We start from the raw sequence: 16,221 nt of genomic DNA, 5'->3' as shown, positions 1-16,221 counted from the left end.
GGGTCAGGTGGCGTCGAGCTCGGCGCGGATCACGTCCCGCACGAGCGTGCGCACGCGTTGGCGGGCCTGCTCGGTGCCCGCGGCGATGTGCGGCGTCAGGAAGGCGTTGTCCAGGTCCAGCAACGGGCTGGACGGCGGCAGCGGCTCGGTCGCGTACACGTCCAGCGCCGCGGCCGCCGGGCGTCCGGCCCGGAGGGCGTCGACCAGCGCGACCTCGTCGACGAGTTCGCCGCGGGCAGCGTTCACGAGGACGCTGCCCTCCCGCATGCCCGCCAGGCGGGCGGCGTCGAGCAGGTGCCGGGTGGCGTCGGTGAGCGGGGCGTGCAGGGTGACCAGGTCGCTGTCGGCGAGCAGCTCGTCGAGGTCCACCTGAGTTGCCCCCTCGGCGTCCGAGGCGGTCAGCGGGCGCGGGTCGCTGCACAGCACCCTGGCGCCGAAGCCTCGTACTCGCCGGTGGACGGCGCGGCCGATGGCGCCGAAGCCGACGATCCCCACGGTCATGGCGCCGAGCTCCCGGCCGAGCGGACGAGCGTGCCAGCCGTCGCTGCGCAGGTCCCGGTCCGCGCCGACGCCGTCCCGAAGGGTGGTCAGCATCGCCAGCAGGGTCCAGTCCGCGACCGCCTCGGCGTTGTAGCCGGGAGCGTTGACGACCCGGATGCCCGCGGCAGCCGCAGCGGCCAGGTCCACGACCCCGTCGAGCCCGACGGCCGGGTGTACGAGCAGCCGGCAGCGCCGCATCCGGGCCAGCACGGCGGCATCAAGGGGGTAGCGCCGCGCCGCGTCGCCGACCACGATGTCCGCGCGTTCGAGGTCGGGGAGTAGCTGCGCGAGCGGGGCACCGTCGGCCAGCACCACCTCGACGCGCCCGGCGCGCTCGACCCAGGACTCCACCAGGTCCCTCGGGTAGGCGGACAGGCACACCAGCACGGTGCCCGTGCGGCTCGTGGAGTTCATGCGCGGATCCCGACGACGCGATCGGAGACGACGCTCGCCGGATCGATCGCCATCCCGAGGCCGGGCTGCGTCGGTGCGGCGATGCGGCCGTCGAGCGGACGGATCGGCGCGGCGAGGAAGTGCTGGTACATCGGCATCAGCCGGTTCAGGTACTCCATCTGCGGGATCAGGGCGGGCGAGGCCGCGAACGAGACCGCGGCGTTGCACTGCAGCGACTGTCCGTGCGGGACGAGCTGCCCGCCGGCCGCGCTGATCAGGGCCATGATCTTCGTGGTCTCGGAGATGCCGCCGTCCCAGTGCGGGTCGGGCTGGTACAGGTCGAGGGTGTCGGTGGCGATCAGGTCGGCGTAGCCCCAGCGCCCGTACTCGTGCTCGCCGCCCGAGATCCGGACGCCGTCGGGCAGACGGCTGCGCAGGGTCCGGTAGCCGGCCGCCTGGTCCGCGAGCAGCGGCTCCTCGATCCAGGCCACGCGCAGGTCCCGGGTGGCGTGCGCGACCTCGAGGGTGAACGGCACGTCCCACCCGCTCCACGCGTCGAGCATGATGTCGACGTCCGGGCCAGCGGCGTCGCGCACGGTGCCGACGAGCGCGACGACGGCGTCCACCCCGGCCCGTCCGTCCTCGGGGCCCCAGCGGGGGAACCACTTCAGGCCGCGGTAGCCCTGCTCGACCAGATCGGCCGTGCGGGCCGCGACCCGCCTCAACTCGAGGCTCTCGCCGAGCGTGGACACGTACGCCGGGATGTCGGTCCGGGTGGGCCCGCCGAGGAGCACGTGCGCCGGCACCGCGAGGTGCTGGCCGCGAATGTCCCAGAGGGCGCAGTCGACGGCCGAGAGGGCCACCATCCCGGCTCCCCGCCGGCCGTGGATCGAGGAGCGGTACAGCACGTCCCAGATCCGTTCGGTCGCGAGCGGGTCCGCGCCGAGCAGCAGCGGCCGGAGCGTGTGCGTGATGATGAACGCCTGCTCGCCGGACAGCTGCGCCGTGCTCCCCACCAGGCCGGTGTCGGTCTCGATGTGCAGGAACGTCGACCGGATCTCGTAGCGCCCCGGCGCCACCTCCGTGAACTCCTGCGCACTCCCGGCGCGGAACTCCGGGTACACGTCGCTCGGGCGGCGCAGCCGGTCGGCGAAGATCGGCTCGGGGGCGTCGATGTGGCCCACATACTCGACGCACCTGACGTCGGTGATGATCACGGGGTGTCCTCTCGATCGGTGCGTGCGGGGGCCCGGTGCACAAGCACCGGTGCGAGCCCCATGATGCCCACGACGGCGACGGCTGCCGCACCGGCGAGCAGTGCGCCGTCACCGCTCCAGGCGGAACCGGCCGCGAAACCGAGCACGGACGCCCCGGCCGCGGTGCCGCCGTCGAACGCCGCGTTCCAGACCGCACTCGCGGTGGGCGCGTCCTGCTCGGGCACGGCCCGGTAGCTCAGGTCCAGCAGGACCGTCTGCATGCCGCCGTAGGTGAGCCCGAACAGGGCGGCGCCCACCATGAGCGTGGCCACGGTTCCTCCTGCGAGGCCGTGCGCGGTCAGGATCAGGCCGGCGACCCCGACGACCAGCAGCAGCGGGTACAGCACGCGGTGCCCGATCCGGTCGGTGAGATGGCCGATCCGCCACCGGGCCACCATCCCCACGGCCCCGTACAGGAGCAGCGCGGTCCCGGCCGTGGCGCCCGCGGGCAGCTGGAGCGGCAGGATCGTGACCAGGCCTCCCCCGGCGGCCGTGACGGTGAGCAGCACCGCGGCCGGGATCAGCAGCGGAAGCAGGACCCGCCGCCAGGAGCCGGATCCGTTGGCGGGGCCACCGAGCGGGGTGCGGGAGACGGGGTGGGCCGCGACCAGCGCCACCACCGGCACGAAACCGAGCGTCGCGACGACGGGGAAGGACCCGCCAAGAGTCAGCGCGGCGCCGCCGGCGATGCCGAGCATCATCGGGACCGCGGCCGCCAGGCCGAAGATGCCGATGGCCTCGCCGCGCCGGTGCGCGGGGGCGGCGCGCGGGATCGCGAGCGCGCCGACGACCGTGACCAGGGCGAACCCGACACCTCGCACCGCGGAGATCGCATACAACGCCCAGAGGTCGGTGCCGAGCAGGTACAGCGGCGACGGCAGGCCGAGCAGCAGACAGCCCACGATCAGCAGCGTGCGCGTGGAGTACCGGCGCATGAGCCGGGCCGAGCCGAGCTGGACGAGGACGGTGACGCCGAGCATCACCCCGGTCACGGTGCCGACCACGGTGTCCGCGTGGCCCTGCTGGGCAGCCCAGGCAGGCAGCGCGGCGAGCGTGATGGAGAAGCTGGTCAGGCCCGCGAAGCACAGCACGAAGACCGCGCGGATCTCCTCGATCGCCCACAGCGACCCGGAGCGGGTGGTGGCGATGCTCATCCGGTCACCTCGTGCACGGGGCCGGAACGGTCGACGGCGGTGCGTGCGACGAGCCGTCCCGCTCGCCAGACGAGCCGCTCGGCCGAGGCGAGGGCGACGGCGTCGCCCACGGAGTCGGCGCGGATCGCGACCAGGTCCGCGCGCGCCCCGGGCACCGGGCCGGCCGGTGGGTGGCCGATGACGGCGCGGGCGTCGCTCCCGATCATCGACCAGGCACGCTCCGGGCTCTGGTGCGCCGCGGTGACGGCCAGCGACGCGGTCTCGAGCGGGTCGAGCCGGCCGGCCGGGTTGAACGGGTCGCGCACGTTGTCGCCACCAGCCGCGACGCGCACCCCCGCCGCCAGGAGGGCGTCGACCGCGGTCAGGCCCCGAGGTCGAGGCCACGTGTGGCGGCCCTGCAGGTAGAGGTTCGTCGCCGGCAGGGTCACCACGGACACGCCGGCCGCGGCGACCTCGGCGGCCACGTCCGCGACCACGCCGGGATCCTGGAAGCCGAGCGAGACGCAGTGGCTCGCGGTGACCGGCACGCCCACCTGCGGGGCCAGGACGGCGAGGCGGCGCAGCAGCAGCATGGAAGCGTCGGAGGTCTCGTCGATGTGCAGGTCCACGGGCACACCACGCTCGGCGGCGACCGCGACGCACTCCTCCAGCGCCGCTACCGGGTCCGCTTCGTTCGAGGGGTTGCCGCCCACGCCGTCGGCGCCGGCGTCGAGGGCGTCGGTCAGCCGGCGCCGGTGGACGCGCCACGTCTCCCCCGGGCCCGGGCCGCCGACGTGCGCGACCAGCTCCAGGTCCACGAGGTCCCGCAGGTCCTCCCGCACGGCCACGAGCGACAGCACCGCACGCACCCCGAGGAGGCGACCGCACCCGACGTGGCTGCGCACCGCCGTCGTCCCGTTTGCGACGAGGGTACGCAGCGCGCGCCGCGCCCGGGACTGCACGTCCGCATCGGACGCGTCCGCGAGGATCGTCTGGTAGCCGGCCATCGCCCCGGCGAGGGTGCCGTCACCGGTGGGTACCCGGGCCGCGGTGAACACCTTGTCAAGGTGCGCGTGCGGCTCGACGAACGCCCCGGCGAGCAGGTACCCGGTCAGGTCCGTGCTTGAGCCGGCAGGCTCGTCGACGCTGCTGTCCGGCGTGCCCGCGGGGAGGACCGCGGCGACTCGCTCACCCTCGATGCGGACGTCGACGCGCTCGCCGGAGGTCAGGTGCGCGCCGCGCAGGAGATGTGCCGTCATTCAGCCCTTCACCCCGCCGCCCGCGATCTGGGTGACGTACCGCTGCAGGTATCCGAAGATGGCAAGCACCGGGATCATCACGAGCACCCCGGCCGCCAGGAGGCGGCCCCAGTCGGTGGTGAACTCTCCGATCAGGGAGTTCAGCCCGACGGACAGGGTGCGCTTGGCGTCGGTGTCGATGAACGTGTTGGCGTAGAGGAACTCCTCCCACACCTGGATGATCGTGAACACCGCCGCGGCCATCACACCGGGCATCGCCGGGGGCAGGACCACCTGCCACAGCGCGCGGAAGCGGGAGCAGCCATCGATGAAGGCAGCCTCCTCGGTCTCCACCGGTACCGCCATGAAGTAGTTGCGCATCAGCCAGATACAGAACGGCAGCGCGAACGAGATGTAGACCAGGATCAGACCGGTCAGGGAGTCGAGCAGGCCGAGGGTCTTGACCGTGATGAACAGTGGGATCGCGAGCATGACCGCCGGGAACATCTGGGCGGCCACGACGATGAGCAGCATGCCGCGGTTCCCGATGAACGTGAACCGGGCGAAGCCGTAGCCGGCCAGGATCGCGAGCAGCAGGGCGATCGTGGTCGTGGCCGCCGCGACGATCACGGAGTTCAGGAAGTACGTGAAGAAGTTCGTGTCCGCGATCTTCTCGAAGTTGCCGAGGTAGAACCCACTGGGCAGCAGGCGCTTGTCGACGCCGTTGAGCTCCATCGGGGTCTTGAACGCGGACAGCACCATCCACGCGAACGGCAGCAGCGTGCCGAGCAGGAGCAGGATCGCGAAGGCGTGGGCGCCGGGCGAGGCGTACCGCCGGTCCCGGCGGCGCGGGCGTGTGGTCATGGTGGTCACCGCTTGTCTCCCTTGCGTCCCTCGACCACGTAGAAGTACACGACGGCGACCGCCATCATCATCACGAAGATGATCACGGAGATGGCCGCCGCCTTGCCGAAGTCGAACTCGGTGAACGCGGTCCGGTAGGCCATCGTGGTCAGGATCTCCGTGGCTCCCACGGGCCCGCCGCGGGTGAACAGCCAGATACCGTTGAAGTTGTTGATGGCGCCGGAGATCGTGGTCAGCGTGACCAGCGCGAGCGAGGTGCGGATGCCCGGCACGGTCACGTTCCGGAACCGCTGCCAGGCGTTCGCGCCGTCCATCATCGCGGCCTCGTGCTGCTCCGGCGGGATCTGCTGCATCCCCGCGAGCAGGATCACGGCTGTGAACGGCGTCCACTTCCAGGCACTGATCAGGACCAGGACGCCGAGGACGAACCGGGTGTCGGCCAGCCAGACCGGTGGGTTCTCCCAGAGCCCGGTGCCGCGCAGGATCTCGTTGATGGGGCCGGAGACCGGGTCCAGCAGGAACCGCCAGATCAGCGCGACCAGGACGGTCGGCACCACCCACGGCACGATGAGCGTGGTCCGGATCGCGCCCCGGGCGAACAGCTTCTTGTTCAGCGTGTTCGCGATGACGAGCCCGAGGCCGACCTGCACGATGAGCGCGGCGCCGGCCCAGACCAAGGTGCGGCCCATGACGACCCAGAACGCCGGGTCGCGGAAGAGTCCCGTGAAATTGTCGAACCCGGCGAACGTGTCCTGACCCGGCGCGAGCAGGCTCGCGTTCAGGAAGCTGGTGCCGATCGCGTTGAACACCGGGTACCCGATGATCAGTGCGATGGCCACGAAGGCCGGTCCGATGTAGAGGATCGGTGCGAGGCGTTGCCTGCGGACGCGCTGCTTGCGCGCGTGGGCTGCGTGCTCCGGCGACGTGCGCGGACGCTCAGTGGTGATGGTTGCCATGGTCTTCCTGGCTCGGGTCCGGAGCCGGTCGCCGCTGGGGCGACCGGCTCGGTGGCGGACTAGCTGGAGAGCTTCTGATTGGTCTCTTCGGCGGCGGCGGCCAGAGCGTCGGCGGGTGCCTGCTGCCCCTGGATCACCGCGTCCCACATGTTGGCCATGACGCCCCACTCGATGTCGCCCCAGACAGGCAACGCCGGGCGGGCCCTGGAGACCTCCATCTGCTCGACGAACACGAGCCGGTCGGGATCCTCGGAGGCCCAGTCGGAGTCGATGACGTCCCGGCGGCCCGGGATGTTGCCGGTGTCCTGGATGTAGGGCATCTGGTCGGAGGCGGTCAGCCAGCTGACGAGCTCCCAGGCCAGATCGCTCTGGCCGGAGTTGTGCCCGACGCTGATCGTCGCGCCGCCGAGGACGGATGCCTGCTCGGCGCCGCCGGGCAGCGGGGCCACCGCCCACTGCAGATCCGGGTTTCCCTCGACGACGGGCGCCGTGCCCCACGGCCCGATCGCCATCATGGCGCATCGACCCTGGACGAACGGAGCCACGTACTGGTCCCAGCTCGCGTTGGAGCCGACGAACTCCGGCGGTGCCACCTTGTCACCGACCGCGAGGCCGGCGTAGAACGCGAAGGCCTCCTGGCCAAGGTCATCGGCGAACGTCGCGGTGGTGAGGTCCTCGCTGAGGATGGTCCCGCCGTTCTGCCAGAGCCACGGCCAGAACAGGAACGCACCCTGACCCTGGGCGCCCATCATGTACCCGTACTGGTCCCCGCCGGTGAGCTCGATCGCAGCCTCCCGCAGCTCGTCCCAGGTGGTCGGCACCGCGATGCCGGCACCGTCGAGGAGCTCACGGTTGTAGTAGAGGCCCACGTTGTTCGTCGTGTACGGGAGCCCGAAGAGGCTGCCGTCGTAGCTCGAGCTGGCGAGCAGCTCGTCGCCGAAGTCGCCGGTCACCGAGCTCGCCTGGTCCGTGACGTCGGCGAGCACCTGCGCGGCCGCGAGCTGGGGCACCGAGGAGACGTCGACGATCGCCACGTCCGGGCCGGACCCGCCACTGCTCGTGGTGGTCAGCTTCGGGACGAGGTCCTGAGTGGGGATGCCCTGGACGTTCACCGTGACGCCGTTGGCCTCACCCCAGGCGAGGACGGCGCGCTGCAGACCCGAGTCGGAGTCGCCGGCGATCGCCGCGTTCGCCCAGAGCTCGAGGGTGCCACCGCCGGAACCGGAGCCGCCGCCGGTCGGGTCGTCACCGCCGCCACCGGAGCCGGTGCCGCAGGCGGCGAGGGTGAGGCCGGACGCGACGCCACCACCGATGGCGAGGAGCTGACGGCGGCTGAGGCGGGGAGAGGAAGTGCTCATTGTTCTTCGTTCCTTGTCTCTTCACTGAGGGGGAGCTGTGCGGGAGGGGATGTCCCAGAACTGCGGGACGCTGGAACCGGTACGAGCGGCGAGACTCCGGATCACGGAGGCCGCCTTCTCGGCGATAGCGACGCCGTCGGCAGCAGTGAGCTCGCCGTCGCGCAGGATGTGCCGGCCGGCCACGACCACGTCGGTGACGTGGGCGGGCGCGGCGCGGTGGACGACGGACCACACGGGGTCCGCCAGGGGCTGCAGGGCCGGTGCGGTGAGGTCGATGCGGACCAGGTCGCCGCCGTCGAGCCCCTCGGGCAGCCCGAGGGCCCGGGCGCCGGCGCCGGTGCCCATGTCGAAGGCCTGGGCCGAGGTCAGCGCACCGGGGTCACCGGCCGCCTGCCCCTGGGCGTGGACCGCCTGGCGCATCTCGTGGAACGGGCTCTCCATGCCGTCGACGCCGAGGGTGACGGCAGCCCCTGCGGCGAGCAGGTCGGTCACCGGCGCGAAGCCCTTCGCGAAGCGGAGGTGGTTCGTGGGGCAGTACGCCAGCACCGCGCCGGTGTCGGCGATCAGCGCGATCTCGGCGTCGCTGAGCCGGACGCCGTGCACCAGGACCGTCCCGGGGCGCAGGAACCCGGCGCGGTGGAGCAACTCCACGGGCCGAAGCCCGTGCTCTGCACGGCAGGCGTCCACCTCGGCCTGGGTCTCCGCGATGTGGGTGTACAGCCGCACGCCGAGACGTTCGGCGGCCCGGGCCACGACCGCGTAGTCGTCCGGGGCGTTGGACCGCATCGACACCGGCGCGAGGTAGAGGTGCTCGCGGGGCAGCACCGAGTCGGCAGCCCGTTCGGCGAGGCCGACGACGTCCTCCACCGAGGTGCACAGGTCGGCCGCGCCGCGGGTCATGATGCCGAGCGCGACGTATCCGCGTAGGCCGACGTCCCGGTGTCCCTCGACGACCGCCTCGAGCAGTCCGTCCCGGTGCAGCGGGTACACGTGGTCCACGACGGTGGTCACGCCGGCGTGGACCTGACGGGCGGCGCCCAATGCGGTCAGGGCCCGGTAGTCGGCCGGCTCGGCGACCGCTTGGGCGGCCGCCGAGGAGGTGATCGCGGTGGCGAGCGGCATCCCCTCGGACGCGCGCCCGGTGGGCAGGAACGCCCGCAGGTGGTCGTGCATGTTGACCAGTCCGGGCAACAGCGCGGCCCCGGCGACGTGCGCGCCGTCGTCCGCCCCGCCGGTGAGCGTCTCGACGCGCAACGCCTCACTGGCGACCGTGGCGGTCGCCGGCACGGGCTCGCTCGTCGCGTCGGCGACGGCGAGACCGGTCAACACGGTCGGGGAACCCACGCCGGTCACCACCACCCGGTCCGAGTGGCCTCGAGCAGACCGTCCCGGCCCACGCCGTCGAGCCCGAAGGTGGCCAGCGTGCGCCCCCGCGCCCGGTAGTCCGTCCCGGTCGCGATGCCGGCGAGGTGGATCATCGCGTCGACCGTCGGGGTCGGCACACCGACCTCGCGGCCGATGGAGGCCATCAGGCACAGCGCGTAGGGGACGTCCTCGGTGATGTACCGGCTCTCGAGCGCGTTCGGGCCGGTGCCGAACGTGGAGTCGGAGAACGCCGAGGACTGCAGCGTGGCGTGCAGGTCGCCGAGGAACGTCGGCGCGAAGCCCTGCTCCACCAGGTAGGTCTCGTAGCCCTTGAGGTTGGCGAATCCCAGGGTCCGGCGGATGTCGATGAGCTCGGCGTCGATCGCCCCGATGAAACGGGCCACCGCGGGGCTGGCGCCCTCGCCCCAGAGCAGGAACTTGCCCGGCCGGCCCTCGATGGCGCCCAGGTTGGCCAGGATCGGGGGCACGTGGTCGATCGCGTTGAAGTTCAGCAGCACGGTCTCCAGGACGCTCTCCCCCGCGCTCACCGAGGACCAGATCGCACATGCGGTCCGCACGGCGCGGTTCCCGGCCGGCATCCCCGCCGCGATCGTGCCGCCGATCTTGCGGGAGGCGGTGATCAGTCCGGGTTCCCGGACCCGCGCGCCGTACGGCAGGCTGTTCAGCTCGGCGATGTCGACCTCGATGCGGCGGTCGGCGCGGCGCATGGCGGCCACGAGCGCGAGGCTGCCACCGCCCTCACCGGCGAAGATGACCTGCTCGCCGCCGGACAGGTTCGCCGCGAGGAGGTCCGCGAACGTGTCGTGCCCGAACGCAGGCACCGACACCACGATCACGTCGGCATCGCGGATGGCGGCGGCCGGGTCGAGGCTGCCGCGCGCGGGGCTCTCGGTGATCCGATGCCACGGCGTCCTCAGGCGGATCACGCCGTGGGCGTTGATCGCGTCGATGTTCGTGCGGAACCGCTCGAAGTCGGCGACGGTCACTTCCACGCCGGCCAGCGAGAGCTCCATGGCGCTGGACAGGGCGCCGGCGCCTGAGCCGAGGACGGTGACGGACTGGGGCAGTGTGGTCATGAGGAGAGGGCCTCCGAGAGAGCGGTGAGCTGGTGTGCGGTCTGGTCGGGGGTCGAGCCGCCGACGCTGACGATGACCTCGTCGACGCCCGCCTCGAACAGGGCGTGCAGGCCGGCGGCGACCTGCGCGGCAGACCCGGCGAGGCCGAATGCCTCCGCCATCGAGTCGGTGACCTGGGTCGCGGCCGCGGTGCGGTCGCCGCTGCGCACCGTGGCCCGCAGAGCCCGGACCTCGTCGGCGTCGAGGCCGTAGATCCCGATGAGCTCGTCCGCGTAGGAACCGCCGGCCATGGTGACGCAGCGGGGCGCCAGGGCACGCAGGGCTTCGGTCCGGTCGTCGTTGATCTCGACATCGAGCATGAGGCAGATCGCCGCCGAGTCGGCGCGACCGGCGCCGCCGGCGGCGACCTTGTCCTTGACGAAGTCGATGTGCCCGGCGGAGATGCCGTGCGTGATCACGCCGTCGGAGATCGCACCGGCGAGTTCGAGCATCTTCGGGCCGCGGGCGGCGAGGTAGAGCGGGCCGTCCTGCGGTGTCCAGCGCAGTGTGGAGCCGTCGGCGGAGAACGTCTCGCCGGTCACGTGGGCCGTGCCGCGACCGAGTTCTCGGGCGATCTGCACGGTCTCCCGGGTGATCTGCAGCGGGCGGCGCATCGAGATGCCCATCTCGCCGGCGAACTCGTAGCCGCCGGTGCCCAGCCCGAGCACGAACCGGTCCGGTCCGATCTCGCGCAGGGTGGCGGCAAGACTCGCGAGCAGCGTGGGGTGGCGCAGGAACGGGGACATCACGGCGGTTCCGAGCCGGACCCGCTCGGTGCTCGCCATCATCAGGGCGAGCGCCGCGGACACGTCCCGGTGGAAGTAGTGGTCCGCGAGCCACACGGTCGAGAACCCGAGGTCCTCGGCTCGCCGCGCGCCCTCGGCGGCGGCGGTGATGGGCTGGTCCAGGCGGACGGTGACGCCTACGTTCACTGGTTCTTCTCTCTCGTGGTGGGGGTCACGTACTGGTCGGCTCGGGCTGTGCCCGACGGCGGCAGGAGGGCCTCGCGCAGAAGTCCGGCCGCGCATCGGCGGCGGTAGTGCGCGCTGGCGCGCAGGTCGTCGATCGGGCTGATGTCGGCGTCGATCGCGGCGACGGCTGCGTCCACGACGTCCTGGGTGGGTAGCTGTGCCTCGAGGACCGCCGCCGCGGTGCGCAGCCGCACCACCGTGGGTGCGACGGATCCCATCGCGAGCCGCACGCCGGTGAGCCGGCCGTCGGGCTCCCGGTGCCACTGCCACGCGAGGTTGAGGAACGAGATCGCCTGCGCGCGCCGGCCGCCGATCTTGCGGAACCCACCCTCGACCGGCGGCTGTGGGACGCGCACGCTCGTGACCCACTCGCCGGCGGCCAGGTCCACGCGCCGGGGGCCGAGCAGGAACTCGGCGAGGTCCACGGTGCGCAGGCCGCCGTCGGGCGTGACGATGTCGATCGCCGCACCCGCCGCGAGCAGGGCCGGCACGGTGTCCGCGGCCGGGGAACCGGTGACCAGGTTGCCGCCGATGGTGGCGCGGTTGCGGATCGTGGTCGAGGCGAACTGGCAGATGGCGGCAGTCAGCGCGGGGAAGACGCCGGCTCCGTCGGTGAGGCCGTTCGCGATGTCGGTGAGCGGGTGGACGGCGGAGATCGTCAGCTCGCCGGCCGCGTCGTCGGAGGTGACGGCCGGGCGCGCGCCGGCGAGCCCGGTGAGGTCGACGAGCGTGGGCGCCTCGGCGCCGGCGCGGCGTTGCACGAGCAGGTCGGTGCCACCTGCGACAGCGCGTGCCCCGGCCAGCAGTCGCGACACATCCGCGGGATCCGTGGGCCGCAGCAGCGTCGGGGCCGTGGGCGTCATGCGCCGGCACCGTTCGGGTGACGGGCCGCGGCGGCGTCGTGGACCGCGTCGTAGAACCGGTTGTAGGCGGTGCAGCGGCACAGGTTGCCGTCGAGCGCCTGGCAGATCTGGGCGTCGCTCGGGTCGCTTTCGCGGTCCAGCAGCGCGGCGCAGGAGTTCAGCACGCCCGGGATGCAGTAGCCGCACTGCACGGCCTGCCGCGCGACGAACGCGTCCTGGAGCGGGCCGTGCCCGGCCGCGGCGAGGCCCTCGACGGTGAGGATCTCGGCTTCCAGCACCTGACCGACGAGCACCAGGCAGGAGGTCATCGCCCGGCCGTCGATGATGACGGTGCAGCTGCCGCACTCCCCCATGCCGCAGCCCTCCTTCGCGCCGGTCAGGCCGAGGACCTCGCGCAGGTAGTCGAGCAGGCGCAGGCCGTGGTCGGCCTGGACGGGCGTGGCGACCGGGGCTCCGTTCACACGCATGGTTCCTCCTCGATCAGGGCGAGCATCCGTTCCGGCGTGATGGGCAGTTCCTGCGGGAGCACGCCGACGGCGTCCAGGATCGCGGCGGCGATCGCCGGCGGGGTCGGCACCACGACGACCTCGGACATGCCCTTCGCGCCGAACGGTCCGGAGTCCTCACTGCCCTCGATGAACAGCGTGTGCATGCGCGGGGTGTCCGCGATGGTCGGCACCAGGTAGTTCTCGAGGCTGGTGGTGCGGGGAATCCCGTCGCTGACGCGGTGGTCCTCCATGATCGCCAGGCCGAGGCCCTGCAGGATGCCGCCCTCAGCCTGTCCGATCGTGGCCGCCGGGTTGATCGGGGTGCCGCAGTCGAGCACGCACAGCAACTCCGGGACCCGGACCTCCCCGGTGAGGACGTTCACCTCGACGCGGACCACCTGGGTGCAGGTGCCGTACACGCGGTGCGGTGCGAACGTGGCGAGTTGCTCCGGCGGGACGATGCCGATGTCGTCGGTGTCCGGGAGCCGGAACTCGGCGTTCACCTCGGCCTCGCCGAGCTCGATGAGCTTCGTCCCGGCGCCCGCGGCGTCGGTGCCGAGGGGCAGGCCGAGTCCGCGGCACCGTGCGACGAGCTCGTCGCACGCCGCACGCACCGCGGCGCCGCCGGCATAGGTGGACCTGGACGCCGCCGTCGGGCCTGATTCCGGCACCCCGCCGGTGTCCCCGACGCGCACGTCGATCGTCTCGATGGGCAGACCGAGCGCGTCCGCGGCGACCTGTCCGTAGGTGGTCTGGATGGACTGGCCGGTGTGGTTCGGCCCGGCCCAGATGATGACGTGCCCGCGGGTGTCGATGTGCAGCCGGGCACGCGCGGTGTCGCCGGTCCCGGAGCCCATCCCGACGCCCTTCATGGCGACCGCGATACCGGTGCCGCGACGCCACGGGCCGACGGCTCCCGCCTGCCACTGGCGCCGCTGCGCCCAGAGCGGGTGCTCGACGGCGGTGCGCAGGGTCTCGCGTACGTTCAGGCTCGTCGTGGTCCGGTGCCGGTAGAGGCTGTGGCGGTCGCCGCCCTCGAGGACATTCCGCAGCCGGACCTCGGCCGGGTCGAGGCCGAGCTCGTGCGCGGCCTCGGTGATCGCGTTCTCGATGGCGAAGGCGACCTGGGGCACGCCGTAGCCGCGGAACGCGCCGGCGTTGGCGTTGTTCGTGTAGTAGACGGTGCCGTCGAAGGAGGCGACGTCGAACCCGTACGGGCCGGTGGACATCTCGGCCGAGGTCTTCATCACGTTCGGGCCCGAGGTGATGATGGGGCCGGTGTCGGCGACGGCGCGCACGGCCGAGCCGAGGATGCGGCCGTCAGCGGCGAACCCGATGTCGATCCACGTCCAGAACGGGTGCCGCTTGGCGCCGGCGGCCATCACGTCCTCCCGGGTCATGTGCACGTGCACCGGGGCACCGGCCGCGCGGGCCAGGAGCGCGAGGAACACCGGCATCGGGTCGTCGTTGCGCGAGCCGAACGCACCGCCCACGGGGTTGGCGATCATCCGCACCGACTCCGCCGGGATGTCCAGGGCGCGGGCCACCTTGCGCTGGTGCAGGCCCGGGTTCTGGGACCCGCACCAGATGGTCACCGAGGTCGCGTCGGCGTCCCAGCGGGCCACCCCGCCGGGGGTCTCGATCGCCACGTGCTCCTGGGCCGGCGTGCGCACCCGGCGGCGCAGCACCAGGTGGGCGTCGGCGAGGGCCGCCTCGACGTCTCCGGAGGAGAACGCGATGGCGCCCGAGACGTTGCCGCCCTCGTGCAGCAGCGGCGCGTCGGATGCGGCCGCGGCGGCCGGGCCGTCGACGACCGGCAGCGGGGTGAGGTCGAGCCGGATCAGGCGCGCCGCCGCTTCCGCGGTCCGGGCGTCGGTGGCTGCGATGAGTGCGATCGCCTCGCCGACCTGGCGGACCACCGTGGCGGCGAGTGCGGGGCCGTCGACGTCCCGCGGGCCGAGGGCGTTGACGGGCACGTCGGCCGCGGTGACCACGGTGACCACGCCGGGCAGGGCGAGCGCCTCGCTGACGTCGATCCCGTCGACACGTGCGTGCGGCACCGAGCTGCGCAGCACGTAGCCGTGCAGCATGCCGTCCTCGCGCCGGTCGGTCACGTAGGTGATGGCGCCGGTGACGATGTCGTTGCCCTCGAGTGAGGGGCGGGACCGGCCGACCCATGGTGCGGGTGGCGTCTCGATCGCGTGCGCGTCCGCCGTCATGATTCCTCGTCCGTGGCCCAGGCCAGGGCGGCCGCGGCGGTCCAGGACTGGTTCCCGCTGCCGAGCGGCGCGCCGGTGACTGCGTCGTAGTACTCGGAGAACGTGCCGTCGGCGAGCTGGTTGCGGCCGGCGGCCGCGATGGTCTGGGCCGCCTCGGCGTGGCCGTGGTGACGCAGGGCCCATGTGAACAACCAGGTGATCACCGGCCACTGCGGACCGCGCCAGTAGTTGCGGCTGACGAACGCGGGACTGTCCGGGGACGTTGTGGGCGGCAGCGGGTTGGCCAGGCGCGGATGGCCGCACCAGTCGGGACCGAGCAGGTCGCTCGTCAGAGCGGCGTAGACGTCCGGCTCGGCGCCGCAGATCAGCGCCGCGAAGCCGCCGATGGTGTCGGCGCGCAGCCACTCCTCGGCCCGCATGTCGAAGTCCCGGGCGTGCCCGGTCTCGGGGTCCGCCGTGGCTGCGACGGCGGCCCTCGCCCGCGCGGCCATCCCCCGCAGCGTCCTGGCCTGCGCCGTCCGGCCGAGTCGATCGCCCAGCGTCGCGAGGACCGCGGCGGACAGCGCATGGGTGGCGGTGAAGAACACGTCGCCGACCCGGAAGTCGATCACCTCGCGCGCCGCCGCGTCCTCGTACCCGACCGAGACGAGTTGCTCGACGAGCCAGAGGTAGCGGTCGTAGTCTGCGTCCGCCGGCCGTTGCTCCACGTCCGCGACGTGCTTGGTGTCCTCCCGCACGTACGGCGCCATCTGCCCGACCCGCACCCTGGCGCACGCGGCGTCCCAACGGGGCGAGTTGTCCATGCCCGACTCCCACGGGTGGTGGATCTCGATGAGCCCGCTCGGGTGCGACCCGCGCGCGCCGTCCAGCCAGGCGTGCCAGCGGAACCATGCCTCGAACGTGTCGGCGAGGAACGCCTCGAACGCCTCAGCGTCGGCGCCGCCATTGCGGCGGGCCTGTTCCCCGATCACCCAGACCGCGAGACTATGTACGGCCGGTTGACAGATTCCCGAAGTCTGGACGTCGTTCGGGACGGTTGGCAGGCCCTGCGTCCGCCACCGGTCCGGGCCCGGGAAGTAGCCGGGCTCGGCGCTGAAGACGATCTGCGGGATCATCCCGGTCGCCCACTGGCCACGCAGCAGGTGCCGGAGTTCGTCGAGCGCCCGCGGCACCGACACGGTTCCCCAGCCGATCGCCACGAATGCGGCGTCCCACGACCACTGGTGCGGGTACAGCTGCGGCGCGGCAACCGTGCGTTCGCCCCGGTCATTGGCACGCAGCACATCGGCGGCGGCGTGCATGAGCGGGGTGGCGACGTCGGGCATCTTCGTCCTTCGTGGGGCTGGCATCGGTATCGCGAATTGCGTTCGCGCCCTGAACATAACTGCTTGTTCGAGAGACGTCAACGTGTCATCATTGCGGCACGCCGCGGCGCTCACGC

Annotated in this window: 14 protein-coding genes; all 14 read right to left on the bottom strand. The window is 72.6% G+C overall.

The window, feature by feature from the left end:
- Window positions 1-3: 3 nt before the first annotated feature.
- From GKS42_RS11920 to ggh, 14 genes are read right to left on the bottom strand one after another with little or no spacing between them, the layout of a single operon-like run.
- Window positions 4-954 (bottom strand): 2-hydroxyacid dehydrogenase, encoded by a 951-nt coding sequence (locus GKS42_RS11920; RefSeq protein ID WP_154794018.1) that lies wholly within the window; start codon window positions 952-954, stop codon window positions 4-6.
- Entirely contained in the window at window positions 951-2,150 is a 1,200-nt protein-coding gene (locus GKS42_RS11915) for an enolase C-terminal domain-like protein (protein ID WP_154794017.1), read from the bottom strand. Before GKS42_RS11915 ends, GKS42_RS11920 begins: the two co-directional genes overlap by 4 nt.
- Entirely contained in the window at window positions 2,147-3,343 is a 1,197-nt protein-coding gene (locus GKS42_RS11910; protein WP_154794016.1) for an MFS transporter, read from the bottom strand. The genes GKS42_RS11915 and GKS42_RS11910 overlap by 4 nt, the downstream gene beginning before the upstream one ends.
- A complete protein-coding gene (locus GKS42_RS11905) occupies window positions 3,340-4,581 on the bottom strand; it encodes an amidohydrolase family protein (RefSeq protein ID WP_154794015.1) in 1,242 nt (413 codons plus the stop codon). Before GKS42_RS11905 ends, GKS42_RS11910 begins: the two co-directional genes overlap by 4 nt.
- Entirely contained in the window at window positions 4,582-5,424 is an 843-nt protein-coding gene (locus GKS42_RS11900) for a carbohydrate ABC transporter permease (RefSeq protein ID WP_154794014.1), read from the bottom strand.
- Window positions 5,425-5,429: 5 nt separating this feature from the next.
- Window positions 5,430-6,380, bottom strand: a complete 951-nt coding sequence (locus tag GKS42_RS11895) for a carbohydrate ABC transporter permease (RefSeq protein ID WP_154794013.1) — start codon at window positions 6,378-6,380, stop codon at window positions 5,430-5,432.
- A gap of 59 nt (window positions 6,381-6,439) precedes the next feature.
- The gene (locus GKS42_RS11890; RefSeq protein ID WP_154794012.1) at window positions 6,440-7,738 is read right to left on the bottom strand and encodes an ABC transporter substrate-binding protein; all 1,299 of its coding nucleotides are present in this window, start codon (window positions 7,736-7,738) and stop codon (window positions 6,440-6,442) included.
- Between the two features lie 21 nt (window positions 7,739-7,759).
- On the bottom strand, window positions 7,760-9,082 hold the full coding sequence (locus GKS42_RS11885; protein ID WP_154794011.1) for an amidohydrolase family protein: 1,323 nt from the start codon (window positions 9,080-9,082) through the stop codon (window positions 7,760-7,762).
- Between the two features lie 5 nt (window positions 9,083-9,087).
- A complete protein-coding gene (locus GKS42_RS11880) occupies window positions 9,088-10,200 on the bottom strand; it encodes an NAD/NADP octopine/nopaline dehydrogenase family protein (RefSeq protein WP_154794010.1) in 1,113 nt (370 codons plus the stop codon).
- Complete coding sequence (locus GKS42_RS11875) at window positions 10,197-11,171, bottom strand: LLM class flavin-dependent oxidoreductase (protein WP_168217817.1); 975 nt, start codon at window positions 11,169-11,171, stop codon at window positions 10,197-10,199. The genes GKS42_RS11880 and GKS42_RS11875 overlap by 4 nt, the downstream gene beginning before the upstream one ends.
- The gene (locus GKS42_RS11870) at window positions 11,168-12,073 is read right to left on the bottom strand and encodes an FAD binding domain-containing protein (protein ID WP_154794008.1); all 906 of its coding nucleotides are present in this window, start codon (window positions 12,071-12,073) and stop codon (window positions 11,168-11,170) included. The genes GKS42_RS11875 and GKS42_RS11870 overlap by 4 nt, the downstream gene beginning before the upstream one ends.
- A complete protein-coding gene (locus tag GKS42_RS11865; protein WP_154794007.1) occupies window positions 12,070-12,540 on the bottom strand; it encodes a (2Fe-2S)-binding protein in 471 nt (156 codons plus the stop codon). The genes GKS42_RS11870 and GKS42_RS11865 overlap by 4 nt, the downstream gene beginning before the upstream one ends.
- Window positions 12,531-14,780: a xanthine dehydrogenase family protein molybdopterin-binding subunit gene (locus GKS42_RS11860; RefSeq protein WP_154794006.1), complete on the bottom strand. Its 2,250-nt coding sequence runs from the start codon at window positions 14,778-14,780 to the stop codon at window positions 12,531-12,533. The genes GKS42_RS11865 and GKS42_RS11860 overlap by 10 nt, the downstream gene beginning before the upstream one ends.
- Window positions 14,777-16,105: a glucosylglycerate hydrolase gene (gene ggh, locus GKS42_RS11855; RefSeq protein ID WP_154794005.1), complete on the bottom strand. Its 1,329-nt coding sequence runs from the start codon at window positions 16,103-16,105 to the stop codon at window positions 14,777-14,779. Before ggh ends, GKS42_RS11860 begins: the two co-directional genes overlap by 4 nt.
- Window positions 16,106-16,221: the final 116 nt, after the last annotated feature.

Origin of the sequence: Occultella kanbiaonis (assembly GCF_009708215.1) — a bacterium.
In the GTDB taxonomy this organism is placed as follows: domain Bacteria; phylum Actinomycetota; class Actinomycetes; order Actinomycetales; family Beutenbergiaceae; genus Occultella; species Occultella kanbiaonis.
The sequence above is the reverse complement of the archived record's forward strand: the minus strand, read 5'-3'. Positions and strand labels throughout refer to the sequence as shown.

Coding starts and splice junctions, on each gene's coding strand:
- GKS42_RS11920 (WP_154794018.1), bottom strand. CDS start 954: ATGAACTCCACGAGCCGCACGGGCACCGTGCTGGTGTGCCTGTCCGCC.
- GKS42_RS11910 (WP_154794016.1), bottom strand. CDS start 3,343: ATGAGCATCGCCACCACCCGCTCCGGGTCGCTGTGGGCGATCGAGGAG.
- GKS42_RS11900 (WP_154794014.1), bottom strand. CDS start 5,424: ATGACCACACGCCCGCGCCGCCGGGACCGGCGGTACGCCTCGCCCGGC.
- GKS42_RS11890 (WP_154794012.1), bottom strand. CDS start 7,738: ATGAGCACTTCCTCTCCCCGCCTCAGCCGCCGTCAGCTCCTCGCCATC.
- GKS42_RS11865 (WP_154794007.1), bottom strand. CDS start 12,540: ATGCGTGTGAACGGAGCCCCGGTCGCCACGCCCGTCCAGGCCGACCAC.
- GKS42_RS11905 (WP_154794015.1), bottom strand. CDS start 4,581: ATGACGGCACATCTCCTGCGCGGCGCGCACCTGACCTCCGGCGAGCGC.
- GKS42_RS11895 (WP_154794013.1), bottom strand. CDS start 6,380: ATGGCAACCATCACCACTGAGCGTCCGCGCACGTCGCCGGAGCACGCA.
- GKS42_RS11870 (WP_154794008.1), bottom strand. CDS start 12,073: ATGACGCCCACGGCCCCGACGCTGCTGCGGCCCACGGATCCCGCGGAT.
- GKS42_RS11860 (WP_154794006.1), bottom strand. CDS start 14,780: ATGACGGCGGACGCGCACGCGATCGAGACGCCACCCGCACCATGGGTC.
- ggh (WP_154794005.1), bottom strand. CDS start 16,105: ATGCCCGACGTCGCCACCCCGCTCATGCACGCCGCCGCCGATGTGCTG.
- GKS42_RS11880 (WP_154794010.1), bottom strand. CDS start 10,200: ATGACCACACTGCCCCAGTCCGTCACCGTCCTCGGCTCAGGCGCCGGC.